Origin of the sequence: Streptomyces sp. NPDC097619 (genome assembly GCF_040302735.1) — a bacterium.
Lineage (GTDB): Bacteria > Actinomycetota > Actinomycetes > Streptomycetales > Streptomycetaceae > Streptomyces.
Genome location: NZ_JBEOSD010000165.1, coordinates 1 through 17660, shown reverse-complemented (window position 1 = coordinate 17660; position 17660 = coordinate 1). Strand labels below are relative to the sequence as shown.

The window sequence follows — 17660 nt, the reverse complement described above, 5'->3', positions numbered from 1 at the left end:
GCGTCCTGGTACCCCGGGTGCTGCCCGACGACACGCGCAACACCTTCGCCGTCCAGCGGCTCAAGGACAAACTGGGCAACCGCTCTTCAAGGGCGCCGCGAACCAGCAGATGTACACATAATCAAATGGATCTTCATACTTGCCCATTTCTTGTGAGATCCGGGCAAGTGTCTCCGTCTTCGAAGTTTCCCACGGAATGAAACCCGGTGAATCCTTAATAGAATCACCGACATCGACCCCACGGTCGATCATATCCGAGATCAACGACAAGGCGACCGAGCGAATCTCACCCGCCGAGGCGGTGTTCCTGCCAGCGGCATCAGCGGCACTTTCCCAAAGAGTGATGAAATCAACGGGCGTGGTCTGAGCGAAACCCAGAAGGTAGTCGAGGCGCTCCGAATAGGGGAACGACGTCATCACCCGACCGTCTTTCGGTCAATGTGATATTTCTCCATGCCGTACTCTTTCATCAAATTATTGGTGAACTGGATAGTGGGATCGTATTTATGCCCTGCCTGCGCCCCCGAGGTGCTGAAGTTACGGTACACCACGTCCCCATCTTCAAGCTTCCAGATCTCAATCTGCCCCTGTGGGATATTTTTGACAGCATCAGGTGATCCCAATTTTTGACGCACGGCAGACTCAATTTCCTTCATTTTTCCTTCGGGGATCAAGAATACGCCCTTCTTGTCCTCCCAGCCGAACGGCTTCCCCTTGTCGAGTACAACTCCACCGACCTCGACCACTTTACCGACACGAGTGCCGGCGACGACACCCTTGACACCGTCACCGATCTTGTCGGCTATTTTCGCGCCCTTGCCCACGGGGAGGACGGTCATTGCGACCATGATGCACGGCTTGAGTGTGGGGTTCTCAATGCATTCGGTGAGGTCCTCTACCCCGGAGAGTTCCCAGGCCAGTTCTCCGATCGGGCCGACGAATTCTCGTCCGAGTTCGGCGATGGCATCGGCGCAGCGGAGGAGGCTGGCGCTCCTGGGGTTGTTGCGGTGGGGGATGCAGCGGTATTTGGAGGAGCTTTCGGATCGCTTCTTGAATTCCTCCAGTGCCAGGCGGCTGGCTTCCTTTTCTTCTGCGTCGCGCTTCTTCTTGACCTCGGTCCATGCCTGGCGTGCGAGGGTGTCGGCTTCCTTGGCGCTCTTGCCTGCGGCGTCGGCGGATTCCCGGGCCGCGTTGGCGGAGCTGGTGGCCCAGGCGGCGGTGGTGCGGGCGTAGTTCGCCGAGAATTCTGCTTGAGCTGCGGATTCTGTGGCCGCTGCCGCGGCGCGGTCCGCGTTCACTGCGGCGGTGCGGGCTGTCGCGGCGGATTTGGCGGCCTGCTTGGCGCTGGCTTCGGCGCTGTCGGCGGCCTTGTCCGCGTCCGCGGCTGCGGCGTCCGCCTCGCGTGCGGACTTCGCGGCCTCGTCGGCTGCCTTCTTGGCTTCGTCCTTGGCGTCGTGGGCCTTGTTGGCCACCTCTGCGGCGAGCCAGGCGTTCTTGCGTGCAGTGGCGGCGATGCCCGATGTCTCGAAGACGAGGCGGTCGATCTGTGCGTTGTGGTTGGCGCTGAGTTGGTCCTTGCGGTCGGCCATGTACTGCTCGACGGCGATGAAGTCGTGCAGCAGGTCCACGGAGCCCGCGAGGGCGATCTTGGCTGCGGCGCGGAGTTCGGGGCCGCCGCTGTTGGCCAGTTGGGTGGCCGTCACCTGTTCGTCGATGTTCAGGGCGGCGTAGTAGTCCCTGTTGACGTAGGTGGCGAGGGTCTTGCCGGAGCCGTCGGCGAGTGCGGCCTTGGACGTTTCCTTCACGCCGGGGCCGCCGGCGTTGTTGAGCTGGGTGACCCGGACGCTGAGGTCGGTCTGGGCAGCGGTGTACTGGCCTGTGGTGTGGAAGGTGTCGATCTGGGCGGGGGTGCCGGTCAGGGCTTTGGTGGCCGCGGTGCGGACGGCCTCGTAGGGGCTTTGGGTGCTGAGCTGGAACACCTTCTCCCGCACCTCGTCCTGGGCGGCCTTCTTCCAGCCGGAGCGCAGGTACTCGATGACGTCGGTGTCGGTGCCTCCGAGGGCGCGCGCTGCGGCTTCCTGGCTCCAGGGCCCGCGCAGCTTCAGGGCCTGCAGTGCCAGCTCGCGGCCCTTGCCGGCGAGGGCCTTGAGGTCGGCGTTCGGCTTGGCGGCATCGGTTGCGAGCTTGGCGGCGGTGGCGTCCAGTCCTCGTGCCTGCAGGGCTTCGGCCGCTGAGGTGGTGGTGACGGAGGCGAGTTGGTCCTTGCGCGAGCGGGCGCGTTCGATGGCGGCCGCGGTGCGGGTGGCGAGGTCCTCCTGCTCGGCGGCGCGGGCGACGGCGCGGACCTTGACGGCGGAGGCGTGGGCGGCGGTGGCGGTGTCCGCGGCCTTCTTCGCCGCCGCCGCGTGCTTGGTCGCCTCGGCCGCGGCGTCGGCGGCCTGTCCGGCGTGCTCGGCTGCTTCGTTGGCGGCCTTGGCCGCGTTGTCGGCGTGGGTCGCTGCGGAGTTCGCGGCGTCGCGGGCTTCGTAGGCGGCGTCGGCGGACTTCTGGGCCAGGGCCACGGCGGCGTTGGCCGCGCGATTGGCCTCGGCCGCGTGGCGGCGGGCCTCGGCGGCGGCGGCCTTGGCCTCGCCGGAGTGCACACCCGCTTCCTCGGCGTAGGCGTTGGATTCCTCGGCCGCTGCGGCGGCGGCGTTGGCGTTGGCGCCGGCGCTGAGGGATGCCAGGGCCGCGGTCTTGGCGGCTGCGGAGGCCCGGCCGGCCTGTTCGGCGGCCTTGGCCGAGGTGCGGGCGAGCTTGGCGGCGTCGGTCGCGGCCTTGGCGAAGTCGCGGGCGGCACCGGCCTTGGAGGCGTCCTTGCCGGCGGCGATCGCGGCGTTGTAGGCGTCGTTCGCGGCGTTCGCGGCCGCTGCCGCGGCGCTGGCGGTCTGGGCGGCGGCCAGGGCCGCGACGCGGGCGGCGCGGTTGGCGGCGTTCGCGGAGCCGATGGCGCGCTGCGCGGCGTCGGCCGCTGCCCGGGCCGCTTCCGCTGCCTGCTTGGACTTCACCGCCGCCCGCTTGGCGTCGTTCTTGGCGAGCGCCGTCTCCTTGGCGGCCTTCTTCGCGGCTTCCTTGGCGAGCTCGGAGGCGGCGATGGCCTTGGCGGAGGCTTCCTGTGCTTCCTTCGTGGCGTCTTCGGCCTGGGTGCCGGCCTGCTTGGCCTGCTCGGTGAGCTGGGCGATCGTCGCGCGTTCCTGGTCCCGGTTGCGGGCGGTGAACTGGCCCACTTCCAGGAACTCGACGATGTCCTCGGGGGTGCCGCGCAGTGCCAGCTTGCCGGCGGCCTTCATCGCGGGGCCGCCCGAGTTGATCAACTGGGACAGGCGGACCTCGTTGTCGATGGCCCGCGCCTTGTACTGGCCCTTGGCGAGGAAGGCGGCGACGTCCTCGGGAGTTCCCTTCAGCGCGGTCTTGCCGGCGTCCTGGACGCCGTTGCCCCCGGTGTTGATGATCTGGGTCGTCTCGACCTGCTGGTCCTCGTAAAGTGGACCTTGCCAGCCGCTCTTGAGGAAGTTCCTCAGGTCGGCGTGGGTGCCCTTCAGAGCGGTCTTGGCCGCTTCGCGGACGGCGGGCCCACCCGCGTTGAAGACGCGGCTGACGTCGACGGAGTCGTCGACGTACCGGATGGCTTCGGCTCCGTCGAGGAACGCGCGGATGTCCTCGTCGGTGCCCAGGAGAGCCTGCTCGGCCGCCTCCTTGATGCCCGCTCCGCCGGACGTCCAGGCCGTGACGACCTGCTCGCGGGCGGTCTGGATCGGTACGCCGTCCTCGTCGACCTCGACCGCTCCCGCGGGTGCGGCACCCAGCAGCCCGGCCGTCAGGGCCGAGGTCAGGACGGCGGCCGACACGGACCGAAGGGACAGTGCCCGCAAGGTCCGTCGTCTCGTGGCCGGTGGCCTCGGTGGCCGAGCGGTGGAGCGCAGCTGCATGCTGTCGTGCCTTCCCCTGTGCGGCCCCGACCGCGGTCGGAGCCTGCGAAAGCGCCCACCCCCCTTGGTCGCGCGGTCCCGTCTCGCGGATCGGCGCAGGGCTCCGCACCGGTTGAAGAACTACACGGGGCGGATGCCGGACATGCCCCGGTATCGCGCGTGCGGGCTCGCTTTGCGGCGGGGTGGGCGCATGGTCGGAAAGATCTTACATATGATTTACTGACGCGAATCTCACGGGGGGTGGGCTCGGGTTCACCCTCCCCGACCGAAGGGGGAAACGGTGATATCTCGATCCCGCAAGACCGTTTTGACGTGCATGATCCTGGCCGGTGCCGGGATTGTGGGGGCTGCGGCCATGGCCACCGCGCAGGGCGTCTCGAATACGGGCCGACCGGTCGCAGCTGCGAGCGTGCCCATGCCAAATCTGGGTGAGGACTTCTCCTACCCGGGCGCCGCCGACATCCTGACGACCCAGCAGATCAAGCTCAAGCGCGGGGACGGTCACATCACACTGACCGGCTGCACCGACGCCTACGACATCATGGTGAAGTCCCGCACGGGCAACAACAACTACTGCTTCGACGTCAACGCCGCCCAGGGATACCTGACGCTGGAACTGCCGGACGCCTACGGCCTGTGGACCGAGGCCTACCCCGTCCAGGCCACCATCACGGCCAACGGCAAGGAGACCGTCGTCCAGGCACCCGCCAACGAGTACAAGGCCATCGGTGAAGGCGCCGAGCAGGCCCGTTCGGTCCTGGTCGAGCTGCGCGTCGGCGCCTGACCCCTCGATCGACGACACACGAGGCACCGAGCACTCGTGACCGGTCGCATCCGACCGGAGACCAGCCGCTGATTCCGACGGCCGCGCTGACCACGCAGGCAACCGGACATCGGCCCGCCGCCCCCGCGGCGCACACCCACCCCCCGCATCCAGAGGACACCCATGTCTCCCCTCCGCCCCCGTCCTGCGCTCGCAGGCGGCGTTCTCGCCCTGGCCGCGAGCACGATCCTGTCGGCCACGCCTTCGGCCACCGCCGCCATCGGCGCGACGACCACCGACAACGCCTACGCCCCCACAGCCAAGATCGTCATCGGCAACGACGACCCCACACGCGCGTGTTCCGGCGTCCTGGTCGATCCGCAGTGGATCCTCACGGCCAAGAGCTGCTTCGCCGCCAAGGACGGTTCGGTGACCGCCGGCAAGCCCAAGATGAAGGCGACCGTCACCGTCGGCCGCGTCAACCTGACCGCCGGAACCGGACTGGTCACCGAAGCCGTCGAACTCGTGCCCCGCGCCGACCGCGACGTCGTGCTCGTCAAGCTCGCCCAGCGGGCGATGGACGTCGATCCCGTCCTCGTCGCCGACACCGCCGCCACCGTGGGCGAAGAGCTCAAGACCGCCGGCTTCGGCCGCACCCAGTCCGAATGGGTCCCCAACAAGCTGCGCGTGTCCACCTTCACCGTCACCGGCGCGGCGGCCACCAGCGTGGCCCTCGACCCCAAGGGCACCGCAAGCCTGTGCAAGGGCGACCTCGGCGGTCCCGCCCTGCGCGAGAACGACGGCGTCCTCGAACTCGTCGCCCTCCACGCCCAGTCCTGGCAGGGCGGCTGCCTCGGCGAGACCGAGACCCGCCGCAACGCCGTCGACACCCCCGTCCACGACCTCGGACCCTGGATCGCCAAGACCACCTTCCGCGTCCAGGACGACGTCACCAACGACGGCATCGCCGACCTCGCCGCCATCTGGAACGACGGCACCCTCCACGTCTACCCCGGCGACAAGACCACCGGCCTCAGCGGCGAGAACATCGGCCAGTCCTTCGGCACCAGCCTGAAGACGATGAAGCAGATCGCCAAGGGCGACTTCACCAATGACGGCATCGCCGACCTCGCCGCCATCTGGAACGACGGCACCCTCCACATCTACAAGGGCGACGGCAAGGGCAAGTTCACCGCCGCCATCACCGTGACCACCGGCACCAACACCTGGGGCACCACCAAGCAGCTCACCGCGGGCGACTTCACCGGCGACGGCAACGCAGACCTCATGGCCGTCTGGAACGACGGCAGCCTGCGCCTGTACAAGGGCAAGGGCAACGGCCAGCTCTTCCCCGCCACCAAGATCACCGTCGGCGCCAACACCTGGGGCACCGTCAAGCTCCTGCCCGGCGGCGACTTCGACGGCGACAGCATCGCCGACCTCATGGCCGTCTGGCACGACGGCACCCTCCACGCCTACAAGGGCGACGGAAAGGGCCAGATCAAGGACGGACGCACCATCGCCCTCGGCGGAAACACCTGGGGCACCATCCTCCAGATGACCGCCGGCGACTACACCGGTGACGGCATCGCCGACCTCATGGCCATCTGGAACGACGGCACCCTCCACCTCTACAAGGGCGACGGCAACGGCTCCATCACCGCCCAGACCCCCATCTCCTACGGCGGCAACACCTGGCGCACCATGCTCCAACTCACCTGAACCACCACACAGGCCCGATGCGGTTCGTGATGGGCTGAACCCACCGGCGCCACAGAAACCGCAGTGATGCCCCGACCTGCCAACCAGGTCGGGGCATCACACCCACACCCAGCCCCTGCACAAAGCCAGATCAACGCCATCGGTCCCGGCCGCCCATCCACCCCCTCCCGCGGGCACAGGTGGATCCGCGAACCATCGAAATTCCACTCAAGAGCCCAAACGCCCCCAGGGACGCGCCACGCGACCCGAGCAGACATCGAAGCTGCCCGAGGCGCCACGGCACCTCCCTCTCCCCCGGCACATACCAACCCGACGGGACCATGACCGGCTCGGGCCGCACCCACCTCGGTCGAGCAGGTCAAGGCCGCGCCATGACGCAGTGACGCACCCCTTCCCACGGGTGCCCCGGGTCGGCGGCCACCAGGTGCTCGCCCACCTGTCGGGACTGCTCCGGGCGCAGGGGTACGGTCCGGCCGACCGGGTGCAGTCCGCCGTCCGCGTCGGGGCGGCCGAGGACCAGCACCGCGGGCCGGGTCAGGGTGCCGGTGACGGCGCCCACGACGGCTTCCGTGGTGTCGCGGCGGCGTACCTTGTCCACCCACCCCGGTACCCGGGCAGGTACCGGGTGTCCATGCCCTTCACGACCAGGCCCTCAACGCCGGATACGTCGGTCCACGTCTCCAGCCCCTCTCTCGCCTTGGCCGGGTCGGTGGTCATCGGGCACAGCGTCCACGGGGCCGTGAGCCCCCGCGCCGCGAACAGGGTCTCCAGCCGGCGGCGGCGCTCCCGGTACGGGAGATCCGTCACCGCCTGGCCGTCCTGCTGCAACACGTCGAAGACCACGTAGAACGCGGGCAGCGACACGGAGAGGTCGGCGGCAGCGCGGCGGGACGCGGCCCGCCGCTGCAACGCTTCGAAGGACAGCCGCTCGGCCACCGTGTCCCACACCAGCAGCTCGCCGTCCAGCACCAGACCGGAGGGGAGCCGGTCGGCTGCGGCCACCAGGTCGGGGAAGCGGTCTTGGATGAGGGCGCCGCGGCGGGTCTCGAGCAGCACCGGCCCGCCCGGCCGGGACGGGGTGAACAGAAGGGCCCGCTGCCCGTCGAACTTCTGCTCAAGGGCCAGACCACCCCGCACGGTCGCGGCGCCGGGGATGGACTCCGCGGCCTGCGCCAACATCGGAACCACCGGAGGAACCAGCACCACCACTGCCTCCCTTCATCACCACCCGCCTACCCGCGTCCGGGCACCGACCCTCCCGGCGGCCCCGGCCGGGTGCAGCCGGGGAGCGCCGGCCGGGGCGTGGGTGGGGGTGGGGTCAGGCGGTGGGGGTGTAGGTGAACAGGTCGGTGGTGCAGGTCAGCACCAGCAGCCGTGTGAGCTGTGGGGGTACCGGGCCGGTGGCTTTGTTCACGTTCAACAGCAGCGTTTGTCCGCCTCATCGGAAGGCCGTACGCGATCAAAGTCCCGGTGAATGTTCATGGGAAATGAAGTCGCGGACGGCCAGGTCGCTGCCGCTGGGCGGGTCCCCTGGTATCGGGAGGGATGTGGTGGGATGGCGGTGCAAGCCGGGACCGCAGTTTGGGGGAGATCACCGTGGCATCTGAGTACTCATCGCTGGCACACGCGTTGACCGAGGCCTTGGTTGACATGGCTTGGTTCATCGACGGTGCGGACGACGAACAGATGGATCTTGATGACGCGGTGAAGGCCCTGGAGGGCATGGCTGCGGTGCTCAAGCACTTGTCAGGCGAACAACGGAGCGATCTGCTTGACGTCCTTGGAGGAATGACTGAAGCAGAGACCGATCCCGCGCGGCGGGAGTTCCTTGAAGCCTTCCCTCGGGACTTCGGACTAGTCGATGAGTAGGCGGGACGCTCAGCCGACGGCCCCGCCGCCCGGAGGGCGGCGGGGCCGTCGAGGCAGGTAGCGGCAGCAATCAGCTGGCCTTGGCCGATTCCTCGGCACGTGCTCGGGTGCTGGCGAGGCGGTAGGAGTCGGTTCCGGCGGCGCCGTGCGGGGTCACGGTCAGGACGGGTGCACGGCGCTGCTCCGGCTCCCCTCGGCGGCCCGATGGTGTGGGCGCGCACGTCGCCCACACCGGAGCAGGAGGAGGGGGTGGGGCGGCCCGGCGGTACTGCCCCCCAAGAAGCCGGGGCACCGGGCCTGACCACACGCACCCATATCGGCGCGGGCTACCGACGACCCTAAACCAGCCCCGCGCACTCCCCTGCCGCGCAGCTCGGCGCAGCGGATCCCGCCCACCGGTTGCCGGGTGAGGGCGGGGGCGGCGGCGGTGCCGTGCACGGGGCAGGATGCGGTCACGGTGATCCCGCCGCAGTCCTGCGCCCGGCAGGGGCAGCCGTCCTCCCGGACGGGCCGGGCCTCGGCGTGCTCGGTCCGGCCGGCTTCACCTCGCAGGCCCGCCCGCCACCACAGGGCCACCCACACCCGGCCCCGACGGGCCTCGGACCGGGCGGTGAGGGTGACACCGCCGCGGACTGCCACGGCCGGCTCCCCAGGCACCGACAGGCGCAGGATCCCCGCCCCTGACGGGTACTCGGCCGCCGTCATGAGGGCGTCCGCGTCGGTTTCGACCACCCACCCGCCCACGGTGTCCTCGGCGTCCGCCACCTTCGCGAACCGGTACTCCGGGGCCTCCAGCCGGACCGTGCGGGTACCGCCGCCGGCTGTGCGGAGCAGCAGGGTGCCGTGGTCCGGGACGTACGGGACGGCGATCTTTCCGTGCGCGAGGAGCCAGGCCGCCACGTGGTCCGGGTCGAGGAGCGGGCTCACCGCCGTACCGCCCACCGGGGCCGGGAAGTCCCCGTGCCGGCGCCGCCACGCAGCCACGGCGGCCCGCCCCACACGGGCGATCCGCGCCACCGCCGCGAGCGTCACCGCGGCGTCCTCCACCGGCTCCAACCCGGCCAGGAGGGAGCGGCGGCCCGGGGCGAGGGATCTCCCCGGAGTGCAAGCTGACAGGGGCCCCGACGGCGTTGAAGGGGTAGATCGGAGTCATCGGTGGGAGCGCGACAGGCCAGGAATCATCTGACACGGGTTCTCCTACCGCCGGAGCAAAAGGCCGTTCTTCGAGCCTGATCTAAGGTCCTCTGGGCCGGAAGGCTACTGAGGATTGCGGCACGACGTGCAGTGAATCGGGCAAGCCTGATTCACCGGCTCGATCCGACCTGGCACACCCTCGCCCCGCCTACCTCGGCCCCCCCGTCCACCCGGGAGCCGCGGTGCCTCTCGTGGAAGGCGTCGTCGGAGTCCGGTGGGCTACTCGCAGGCGACTCCGTCGCCGTCCCGGTCGAGGTGCCGGCCGTAGCCGGGGTCCCCTCGACGGATCAGCGCGGCATCCGCAGCCCTGACATCGCTGCAGTTGCGGTAGCTCACCACGGGTGCGGGATCGGATCCCTTGCCGTCGTCGAGGTTGTCATCGGCTCGATCAACGGTGTCCGGCCCCGGCCCGGTGGGCGCGGGCGGCACCTGGAACGGTATGCCGGTCGGCTTCGGGATGTCGGCGGGGGACGGCACGACGGGTGCGGGAGGAGTGGGCGTGGCAGTCATCACGGGTGGGCCGGAGGCCGGGACGGTGGTCGGGGTCGCGGTGACGTGGACGGTGGCCGTCGCGGTGACCGTGACCGTGGGCCGCGGGCCCGACTTGGCGTCGTCCGGTTCCTTCTTCCCTCCCGATGCGGCCATCACCATCACCAGGGACCACACGCACGCCAACGTGACCGTCACCGCTCGGGCCGGCTTGCCCCACCGGGCCCAGAACGCCAGCCCCGCACCCAGCGGTGGCAGCAACACCGTCGCCACCACGACCGCGGGAACGGCCAGGAGGGGATGCCAACGACGGCCCTGTCGAACCGGCACCTCGGACACACGAAACTCGGACACGACTCTCCCCTGGTCGCCACGCACACGGAGCCCGCCGGGCCCCCGCAGACGGGTAGACGACCGCCTCGGGGAGCACGATCGCAGCCCCCTTCTCCTGCACACCCAACGAGCGCCCTCCCCGTCCGAGTACGCCACCCACGCGGGAACCTGCCGCGCCGAAGGCCACCAAGCCGGACCCCTGCACCCCGGCAGGGGACCGGGCCGAGATCGTCGCGGAGCCACGACAAGCTCGATCCGCACTGTCCGTGGCCCGGATCTGGTGGTCGATGCGAGGGTGGGAGGGCTCCGTTACGGCGGCCGGGCTCGGGAAGGGAGTAGGCGCCTGCACCGATGTCAGGCCTTCGGGTGTCAGGGCGATGTGGTCGAGGTCCTCCCCAAGGCATGTGCCCTGCCCCTCGATTTCCGTGCCGAACTGGAGGTTCCGACCGCCGCCGGATCGGTCGGTGAAGCGGATCCGGTGCAGGTAGCCGCGCTGGTGGAGCGCGTGAGGGTCCTGCACGCCGGATTCGACTTCCCCGCCCCGCGCCTCCCGAAGTGCACCGCGGCCCGTGCGGACCGGGCGGAGCCAGCCGAGGCGGACGGTGTGGTGGAGGCAGGTGCGGCGGAGCCCGGCGCGGACGACCGCCTGATCCAGGCCGAGGAGGGTGTGGTCGTCGAGGACGGTGGGCAGGCCGCGGCGGCGGCCGAGGCCGCCATCTGGTCCGCGTGCGCCACCGCAGCGTCCGCCGGCCCTGGCAGGCGCAGCAGGAGGCCGGCGGCCACCAGGTCCGCGATGGCCGAGGCGGTCACCGCCGGTCGCCACAACGGGAATCTTCTTCGGCGGAGGCGCCTTCGGGGGCTCGCTGACTCTGTGCCTGCTGGTGGCAATTTCGCTCGGAGTGTCGTGACGCGGGTACGGCCACAACCTCCTCATTGACGAGGGTCGAGTGCGCGGCGGGCCGCGTTGATGACGTTGTGGGCGTCGGTCCCGTACACGGCCGACTCGCGCAGGGTGCGCCAGACCTTCGAGTACAAGGCGATGTTGTCGGTGTCGTCCAACCACATTTCGGCGTGCCAGTCCTCCGCGACCACCAGGCGGTCGTCGAGGACCCAGAAGCCGTTGGCGGGCACGATCTTGACGGAGGCCGTGAACGGGATGATGCCGAGCTCCACCGTGTCCATTCCGAGGATCCCGGTCAGGCGGTCGAGCTGGGCGGCCAGCACTGAGGGTGGGCAGATCAGCGAGCGCAGCGCCGCTTCCCACATCAGGACGTGCAGCTTGCGGCCGGGCCTGTACAGCCACTCTTGCCGCCGCACCCGTGACCGCACTGCGGCCTCGATATCGTCGGCTCCCCCGAGCAGTTCGGCGTACCGCTGGATGACATGGCGCGCGTACTCGGGGGTCTGCAACAGGCCGGGGATCACCGACTCTTCCCAGATCCACATGTGCGAAGTGCGGTCGATCTCGGTGGTCAGGCCCTCGTGCAACGGCTTGAAGCCGTTGCCCAGCGCGCGACGCCATGACCTGATGTGGGACTCGAACCCCGCCAGGCGGGCGGCGAGCTCGGGGTACACGTCCGGCTGTTCGGTCGCGTCGGCCCACGCCTTCAGGTCCTCGGGGGTGGCCGTCTGCTTGCCGTTCTCCAGCTTGCTGACCTTGGAGCCCTGCCAGCCGAGCCGCTGGGCGAGCTGCTGACCGGTGAGCCGGCCACCAGGGCAGGTGAACCGGAGTTCGCGTAGTCGCGCGCCCAGGGCCACCCGGGCTTGCTGATAGTCGGTGCTCACCGGTCATGCGCTCTATTCGGTAGCGGCGAACCGGTCGAACGGGATGGCGTGGTGCATCGCCGCGTCACGCACGATGGCGTACCGCACGACCTCGGCCGGTTCGGTGATCAGCTCGATGTCGGTGATGTTGTCGGCGTCATCGAAGTGCAGCACGGCGACGATCCGAGAGTCGAAGATCCAGAAGTCTTCGGTGGGCAGGTCGGCCGCGTTCTCGCGCCACAGGTAACGGATGTCCTCGCCGACCGCCGCGTTGTGCCGGGCGTAGTCGAGCAGGAATCGTTGCTCGGTGGTCATGGGCTTGTCGGCGACGCGTACGCGGCCGACGCGCTTGCCTGCCTCGGTCTGGGCCTTGATGTTGACGAACCAGGGCTCGTCGGGGTCGCAGGGGGAGGAGCCGGTGGCGAGGAAGGCCTGAAAGTCGGGGTCTTCACGGTCTGAGGCATAGCCGCGGCGGGTCTCCAGCCGCCAGGCGGTGTGCTTGAAGGTCTCGAACAGTCTGCGGAAGGTGGCCCGGTCGAGGAGTTCGGGCACGCGCTCCATCTCCTTCGGTCCCCAGTTCACGAGCAGTTCGCGGGGCACGGCCACCGCCGCATCGTCCGGCCCGAAGTGCTGCAGTTGCGCGAGGTCTGCGGGGGCGGTGACGGGCCTGCCCTGAACGATGACTTCGCCGGTGCCCTCGTCAGTGTGCAGGGCGGGGCAACCGTCGACCTTGCTGTCCGTGCCGATGAAGCGAAGCTGACGCGCCATGGAGGCTCTCCCTTCCGGGGGTGTTGATCCGACAGCATGGCCCGGGGGCCCGGCTCGGTTCCACGGGGTCAGGCAGGGCACAGGAGAAAACATCAGCAATCTTCGTCGCGGGTCGAGCAAATTCGAGAAAACAACGTACCGCCGGGCGGCTGTCGGCTTCTAGCGTCCGGTTCATGGCAACCAAGGAACAGCAGGACATCGACGCGTTCACGGCGGTGGAGTCCCTCAGAGCGGCCCTGGCCGAAGTCGGGATCGTGCTCCCCTCTCTGAGCGTTGACGGCGCCTCCCCCGCGCTGCGGCTCGTGGAGCTGGGGCGGGTGCGCTCCGATGTGGCCGCTCGCCTGGCCGAAGCGCTTCAGCGGGGAGGCGAAGAGTGACGACGTACGAGAAGCCGTCGACGACGCTCAGCCACGGCGAGCTGCCGTACCCCGCTGGGACGCTCGTTGAGGACACCGTGCATCAGCGGACGGGCGAACTCATCGGCGTGATCGAGGAGCGCGCCAAGGGGTCGGGAAAGCTCCTCAGGCGAACCGCCTACGTGCGGCCGGCCGGTGGCGGGGTCGAGTGGGACGTGCCCTTGAAACACGTCCGGCCCGTTCAGGCACAGCCGTGACGACGATCAAGATGGCTGCCCTCCTCGGGCCCGGTGACCACATCGGCTACGAGGGTCAGTGGCGCACGGTGAAGACCACCAAGACCGACATCGGCTCGATGGGCGGGCTATTCGTGATGGTCGCCTGGGAGGAGGGCGGCACCGACCGGTTCCGCGCGGGCGACGAGCTCCTGGTGGACATACCCACACCACCACCCGCCGGCGCATAGGTTCCGTCCGGTCGGGTACGCGGCCGGAAGCCGGTCCGGGCTGTGCTCGGGCATGGCTGCCCTCCTGGGTTGTCGGGGGCCCCTCCCCTTTCCGGCGTGGACGGGAAAGGAAGCACGCGGCCCGTACGGGGCCACGGGATTGAGGAGGTCCGAACCGGAAGCACCCAACCACGCGAAGGGGGGATGCCGCAGCGCGGGATACACCAACGGCTCCCATCAACGTACCCCCGAACCCGATGCACAGGCCCGTGAGACGGCCGACGTCCGGGTCCGGCAGCGCGCGGGCGACGTCGGCCTGGGCGACCTGCTGAACCGCTGTCCGCTCAGTCGCCGAAGTGGAGTTCTGGTCGGGTCCAGAGGGTGAGGTCGCTGCTGGTGGCGACCGCGAGAGTCAGGCCGGAGGGAGAGAACCCGACGGCGCGGAGTTCCGAGTACGCGGAGTGAAAGATGTGCCACCACGTCCCTCCCGCCGGGCCTTCGTGGGACCCACCGTCGGCGGAGAGGATGACACGGTCGTGGGGCCACTCGGGGCTGACGACGTCCAGGGTCCAGCCGTCCGCAGTGGTGCTGTGCAGGCCACCACCGAACAGCCCGGCGATACGTACCGGCGTGCCGCCGATCGGGCCGAGCCCGGGGCAGGTGAGCTCCGGCGACGCGTCCGGAGTGCTGGTGTCGGGATCCGGGTCCCGATCGCGGGCGATTTTCTCGCCGGTGACCGCGTCAAAGAGTCCATGGCCGTCGCTGGACACGACCATGACGAGGTCGTGCGCGCTGTCGGGATGGACGGCGAAACCCACGCCGAGCAGACCCCCGATAGGGGTCCTGCGGTCCAGCACCGGCCGCCACGGCTCAGGGGCCGGCATGACGGCGGCGCCGATGTAGCGCTCGCGCAGCTTCTGCTGGTACTCCGTGAACAACTCGTCTCCCCGGCCCGTCTGCGTCAAGAGTAAAGACCACAAACGATCTCAAGGTGACAACGACGACGCACCCCCAGTGACAAGCACACACTCAGGCAGAGTTCGATGGGGCCCTCCGGAAACCGCCGGCGTCGGTTCCCGTCCGGGACATAGAAGGCGTTGATGCTGAACCACGCCGCCGGAGGCTTCCACAGCAGCAGGTCGGTCTCCTCCCCACGCGGCGGCCGCGAGGTCCCACCGGCCGGACGCCATCGCCTCGAACGCCGTCGTGCGCACCGACCTGTCCCCTTCCGCGCGGGCCTTCGCGTACAGTTCGGGCCAGCGGGTCTGCGCGCCGGGCGGGCAAGCGGTCACCAGAGCCTCGTCGGTGTCGGCGAGGACCCGCAGCGCGTGTCCGCTCCACACCCGGCCGGAACGGTGGACATCGCGTCGCGTTCCCCGGCCGGGCGATCCGGCCCGGCTTGCCCACCTCAGCGTGCCCCGGCCGGGGTGGGCAAGCCCCCGTCCAGGGGTGGCTTGCCCAGCCGAACCCGGGGCTTGCCCACCCCGGCAGATCGGTCACCGGCGCGCGTGACCGATTCGCTCGGCCGATCGGTCAAACCGCACGTCAGCGCCCGTGACCGGTCGATGCAAGTCCCTGCCGGGGGTCATCGGTCATCGGTCAGCCACAGCCTCGCTGAAGAACTCCGCGCCAGGGCATTGCGCGGTGCCGCCCCGCCCCGGGTGGTCCGGACGGGTGGGCAAGTCCCCCCCCGGAAGGCGGCTTGCCCAGGCTCCCCTTGGGCTTGCCCACGTGGCGCGGCTGCGACAGGTAGCCCGGATGGCCTCCCACCGCCTGCTGGGCGGCAAGCGGGCGACGATGGTGGGCATGTCCCCCAAGCTGATCGTCTACCCGCCGGACGAGCAGGGGTGGCGGCGGGTCCGCTACGACGGCGTCGCCATCGGAGTCGCACACCGGCCGGCCGATAACAGGATCTTCCTGGCCGCCGCCGGCCTGGAGAGCGCCGAGGACGTGGACCTGACCGATCCGGACTTCGTGGAATGGCGCGGCGCAGGTCCCGACGAGTGGGATCCGACGCCATAGCCAGCGGTTCCCGGCCTGAATGGAGGCCGGGCCCGCCAGGGCTCACCGCGCCTTCGGCAGGGCCGCCAGGGTCCGGCGCTCTTCACCACGGCTGTTGCCGACAGCACGCCACACCCGCCCGCCGGCCACAACCTGAGGCCGGCCCCACGCCCGTTGCCTCTGCCCACGGCCTGTGCTGCGGGCCAGGAGGAGCAGGCGCGTTTTCGAGATCGGCCTCGATGGCGGGGGCATCGGGCCAGACCCTCAGGGCGAGCTCCCGGTAGCGGTGATGATCGGCGTTTGCTCGGAGCATCTGTGCCTCCTCGATGACCTCCCGGGGATGGACCGCCGGCCCGCAGCTTGCGGACGAGCGCGGTCTCCGGGGCCTTCAGAAGGGCGCACGAGGCCGAGCCGGGGTGGGTGGGGCCGGGGGGCCGTCGGCTCCGGCGCGGGCGTTGTTGAAGGTCTCCACGCCGCGGGATCCGGCGCAGTTGGCCGCGTTCATCAACCTGCGGGTCCTCGACCCCGAGCACGAGCACTGGCGGCGCGGGATCGAAGCGGCCGTCATCTTCGCGCGCGAGCACGGCGACCTGAAGGTCCCCTTCACCTACCGTGTCCCCGCCGGCGAAGAGGCGGAGGGGCTGGGTTGGCCGGCCGCTCTCGCGAACTACCCGCTCGGGCAGTGGATCGCGGACAACCGGCGCTTCCACGCCCGCGGCGACCTCGACCAGGCCCGCATCGGCCAGCTGGAGAAGCTGGGCATGGTCTGGGCGCACTTCGACGTCGCCTGGGAGGAAGGCCTCTCCGCCGCGCGAGGGTGGGCGGGGGAGAACGGGCACCTCCTCGCCCCGACCGATGCCACGCATCAGGGCTATCGGGTGGGGATCTGGCTGAAGAACGCGCGAGCCGCCGCCCGCAAGGCCGACGAGAACGAACGCCGGCGGGCCGAGGGCCTGCCCGTGGCATCCTCGACCGGGGCGCTGACGGAGGCGCGGCGCGAGCAGTTGGACGACATCGACTGAGAACCTCGGCGCTCCGGACCGCTACATCCCCGGCCGTTGGCCGCGCCCACGCATCCGCCGGAGGCTGAACGAGCAGAGCCATGCGCGGCGCACAACGGGCGGGCCGTCGGAGATCAGGGACAGCACCGTCATGACAACGCTGATCGCCGCGAACGGCGGACCAGGTGCCTCTCTGGGGTGTATTCGCTGGGGCGCGCCCCCGAACGGGCCGCACCTGAGCGCGGGAGGGGCGTGGCGTTTCCGGGCACTGAGGAGGTACAGCATCGGGGCGGTCCGGCAGCCGTCTGGCTGCCGGACCGCCCCGGGCACGTTCGATGCGTGTGTCAGGCGTTGCGACGGCCGTGGCCGTCGTAGTAACCCCCGACCTCGTGGTGGTAGTCGGCGTTGTCGAGGTGCTTGTCCTTGTCGAACTCCGGAGCGTTCTTGATCTGCTCCTTCGTCCGGTCCACGAAGATCTTCCTGTGGTCGATCTCGACGCGGAGGATGACGCCGGCGGGCAGAAGGACCTCCTTGCCGAAGATCCACACACCGGTGTCGACCACGATGTAGGAGGAGCCGACCTCGTCGGAGTGCTTGTCGACCTTGCCGATGGAGCCGTCGGTCGCCTCAACCTCGTATCCGGTCAGGTCCATGCCGGCCAGACGGCCGGACGTCTCGCGGTAGCCCCACACGTTTCCAGTCATCCGAAATACCCCACCGATAAACAGGGACGCAGCGAGGAATCACATTCCCCGACCGGCTTCCCTTGCATGCATCGCGTTTATGACGGAACGCGCGCTCCGGTCCTGGACTTCGCATGCCCCGCTTCGGCATTGCTACACCCCTGAGATCCGGTCAGGCCGGGTGGCCGAGGCTACGGTGCACAAGCAACACCGCTCTCCTGTGGAGCGCACCACCTACGCCGGTTCAGGGCCTCGGCTCTACGGAAACAAGGATGGGCCGGGCCGGAAGCAACTGCTTCCGGCC

Annotated in this window: 18 protein-coding genes; 8 read left to right on the top strand and 10 right to left on the bottom strand. The window is 69.7% G+C overall.

What is annotated here, in order from left to right:
• Nucleotides 1-60: 60 nt before the first annotated feature.
• Nucleotides 61-417 (bottom strand): hypothetical protein, encoded by a 357-nt coding sequence (locus ABTZ17_RS31110; protein ID WP_352199119.1) that lies wholly within the window; start codon nucleotides 415-417, stop codon nucleotides 61-63.
• Nucleotides 417-3911, bottom strand: coding sequence for an ALF repeat-containing protein (locus tag ABTZ17_RS31105; protein WP_352199117.1), 3495 nt, complete (start codon nucleotides 3909-3911; stop codon nucleotides 417-419). The genes ABTZ17_RS31110 and ABTZ17_RS31105 overlap by 1 nt, the downstream gene beginning before the upstream one ends.
• 472 nt (nucleotides 3912-4383) lie before the next feature.
• Here ABTZ17_RS31105 and ABTZ17_RS31100 point away from each other — a divergent pair, with 472 nt between their 5' ends.
• Both ABTZ17_RS31100 and ABTZ17_RS31095 read left to right on the top strand, forming a co-directional pair.
• Nucleotides 4384-4752: a hypothetical protein gene (locus tag ABTZ17_RS31100; protein ID WP_352199116.1), complete on the top strand. Its 369-nt coding sequence runs from the start codon at nucleotides 4384-4386 to the stop codon at nucleotides 4750-4752.
• A 162-nt stretch (nucleotides 4753-4914) separates the two neighbouring features.
• A complete protein-coding gene (locus ABTZ17_RS31095; RefSeq protein ID WP_352199115.1) occupies nucleotides 4915-6453 on the top strand; it encodes an FG-GAP-like repeat-containing protein in 1539 nt (512 codons plus the stop codon).
• 358 nt (nucleotides 6454-6811) lie between these two features.
• Here the strand turns inward: ABTZ17_RS31095 and ABTZ17_RS31090 are convergent, their stop codons facing one another.
• A complete protein-coding gene (locus ABTZ17_RS31090; RefSeq protein ID WP_352199114.1) occupies nucleotides 6812-7012 on the bottom strand; it encodes a hypothetical protein in 201 nt (66 codons plus the stop codon).
• Entirely contained in the window at nucleotides 6988-7632 is a 645-nt protein-coding gene (locus ABTZ17_RS31085) for an ATP-dependent DNA ligase (protein WP_352199113.1), read from the bottom strand. The genes ABTZ17_RS31090 and ABTZ17_RS31085 overlap by 25 nt, the downstream gene beginning before the upstream one ends.
• A gap of 417 nt (nucleotides 7633-8049) precedes the next feature.
• On the opposite strand from ABTZ17_RS31085, the gene ABTZ17_RS31080 reads away from it, so the two are divergent.
• Nucleotides 8050-8322 carry a hypothetical protein gene (locus ABTZ17_RS31080; protein WP_352199112.1) on the top strand — a complete coding sequence of 91 codons (273 nt, stop codon included), beginning with the start codon at nucleotides 8050-8052 and terminating at the stop codon, nucleotides 8320-8322.
• Nucleotides 8323-8481: 159 nt separating this feature from the next.
• On the opposite strand, the gene ABTZ17_RS31075 is transcribed toward ABTZ17_RS31080, so the two are convergent.
• From ABTZ17_RS31075 to ABTZ17_RS31060, 4 genes are all read right to left on the bottom strand, one after another.
• The gene (locus ABTZ17_RS31075) at nucleotides 8482-9354 is read right to left on the bottom strand and encodes a hypothetical protein (protein ID WP_352199111.1); all 873 of its coding nucleotides are present in this window, start codon (nucleotides 9352-9354) and stop codon (nucleotides 8482-8484) included.
• A gap of 381 nt (nucleotides 9355-9735) precedes the next feature.
• Nucleotides 9736-10359 carry an excalibur calcium-binding domain-containing protein gene (locus ABTZ17_RS31070; RefSeq protein ID WP_352199110.1) on the bottom strand — a complete coding sequence of 208 codons (624 nt, stop codon included), beginning with the start codon at nucleotides 10357-10359 and terminating at the stop codon, nucleotides 9736-9738.
• Between the two features lie 909 nt (nucleotides 10360-11268).
• Nucleotides 11269-12123, bottom strand: coding sequence for a helix-turn-helix domain-containing protein (locus ABTZ17_RS31065; RefSeq protein ID WP_352199109.1), 855 nt, complete (start codon nucleotides 12121-12123; stop codon nucleotides 11269-11271).
• 12 nt (nucleotides 12124-12135) lie between these two features.
• The gene (locus ABTZ17_RS31060; protein WP_352199108.1) at nucleotides 12136-12870 is read right to left on the bottom strand and encodes a DUF6879 family protein; all 735 of its coding nucleotides are present in this window, start codon (nucleotides 12868-12870) and stop codon (nucleotides 12136-12138) included.
• A 173-nt stretch (nucleotides 12871-13043) separates the two neighbouring features.
• Here ABTZ17_RS31060 and ABTZ17_RS31055 point away from each other — a divergent pair, with 173 nt between their 5' ends.
• From ABTZ17_RS31055 to ABTZ17_RS31045, 3 genes are read left to right on the top strand one after another with little or no spacing between them, the layout of a single operon-like run.
• Nucleotides 13044-13247 (top strand): hypothetical protein, encoded by a 204-nt coding sequence (locus tag ABTZ17_RS31055; protein WP_352199107.1) that lies wholly within the window; start codon nucleotides 13044-13046, stop codon nucleotides 13245-13247.
• Entirely contained in the window at nucleotides 13244-13483 is a 240-nt protein-coding gene (locus ABTZ17_RS31050) for a hypothetical protein (RefSeq protein ID WP_352199106.1), read from the top strand. The genes ABTZ17_RS31055 and ABTZ17_RS31050 overlap by 4 nt, the downstream gene beginning before the upstream one ends.
• 11 nt (nucleotides 13484-13494) lie before the next feature.
• Nucleotides 13495-13692, top strand: a complete 198-nt coding sequence (locus ABTZ17_RS31045) for a hypothetical protein (protein WP_502994923.1) — start codon at nucleotides 13495-13497, stop codon at nucleotides 13690-13692.
• A gap of 323 nt (nucleotides 13693-14015) precedes the next feature.
• On the opposite strand, the gene ABTZ17_RS31040 is transcribed toward ABTZ17_RS31045, so the two are convergent.
• On the bottom strand, nucleotides 14016-14609 hold the full coding sequence (locus tag ABTZ17_RS31040; RefSeq protein ID WP_352199118.1) for a hypothetical protein: 594 nt from the start codon (nucleotides 14607-14609) through the stop codon (nucleotides 14016-14018).
• 820 nt (nucleotides 14610-15429) lie between these two features.
• Here ABTZ17_RS31040 and ABTZ17_RS31035 point away from each other — a divergent pair.
• Both ABTZ17_RS31035 and ABTZ17_RS31030 read left to right on the top strand, forming a co-directional pair.
• Nucleotides 15430-15693 carry a hypothetical protein gene (locus tag ABTZ17_RS31035; protein ID WP_352199104.1) on the top strand — a complete coding sequence of 88 codons (264 nt, stop codon included), beginning with the start codon at nucleotides 15430-15432 and terminating at the stop codon, nucleotides 15691-15693.
• Nucleotides 15694-16163: 470 nt separating this feature from the next.
• A complete protein-coding gene (locus tag ABTZ17_RS31030; protein ID WP_502994922.1) occupies nucleotides 16164-16694 on the top strand; it encodes a helicase associated domain-containing protein in 531 nt (176 codons plus the stop codon).
• A 323-nt stretch (nucleotides 16695-17017) separates the two neighbouring features.
• Here ABTZ17_RS31030 and ABTZ17_RS31025 read toward each other — a convergent pair whose 3' ends face one another.
• Nucleotides 17018-17377 carry a PRC-barrel domain-containing protein gene (locus tag ABTZ17_RS31025; protein WP_352199103.1) on the bottom strand — a complete coding sequence of 120 codons (360 nt, stop codon included), beginning with the start codon at nucleotides 17375-17377 and terminating at the stop codon, nucleotides 17018-17020.
• Nucleotides 17378-17660: the final 283 nt, after the last annotated feature.

Coding starts and splice junctions, on each gene's coding strand:
- ABTZ17_RS31110 (WP_352199119.1), bottom strand. CDS start 417: ATGACGTCGTTCCCCTATTCGGAGCGCCTCGACTACCTTCTGGGTTTC.
- ABTZ17_RS31100 (WP_352199116.1), top strand. CDS start 4,384: ATGCCAAATCTGGGTGAGGACTTCTCCTACCCGGGCGCCGCCGACATC.
- ABTZ17_RS31095 (WP_352199115.1), top strand. CDS start 4,915: ATGTCTCCCCTCCGCCCCCGTCCTGCGCTCGCAGGCGGCGTTCTCGCC.
- ABTZ17_RS31085 (WP_352199113.1), bottom strand. CDS start 7,632: ATGTTGGCGCAGGCCGCGGAGTCCATCCCCGGCGCCGCGACCGTGCGG.
- ABTZ17_RS31060 (WP_352199108.1), bottom strand. CDS start 12,870: ATGGCGCGTCAGCTTCGCTTCATCGGCACGGACAGCAAGGTCGACGGT.
- ABTZ17_RS31055 (WP_352199107.1), top strand. CDS start 13,044: ATGGCAACCAAGGAACAGCAGGACATCGACGCGTTCACGGCGGTGGAG.
- ABTZ17_RS31045 (WP_502994923.1), top strand. CDS start 13,495: ATGGCTGCCCTCCTCGGGCCCGGTGACCACATCGGCTACGAGGGTCAG.
- ABTZ17_RS31035 (WP_352199104.1), top strand. CDS start 15,430: ATGGCCTCCCACCGCCTGCTGGGCGGCAAGCGGGCGACGATGGTGGGC.
- ABTZ17_RS31025 (WP_352199103.1), bottom strand. CDS start 17,377: ATGACTGGAAACGTGTGGGGCTACCGCGAGACGTCCGGCCGTCTGGCC.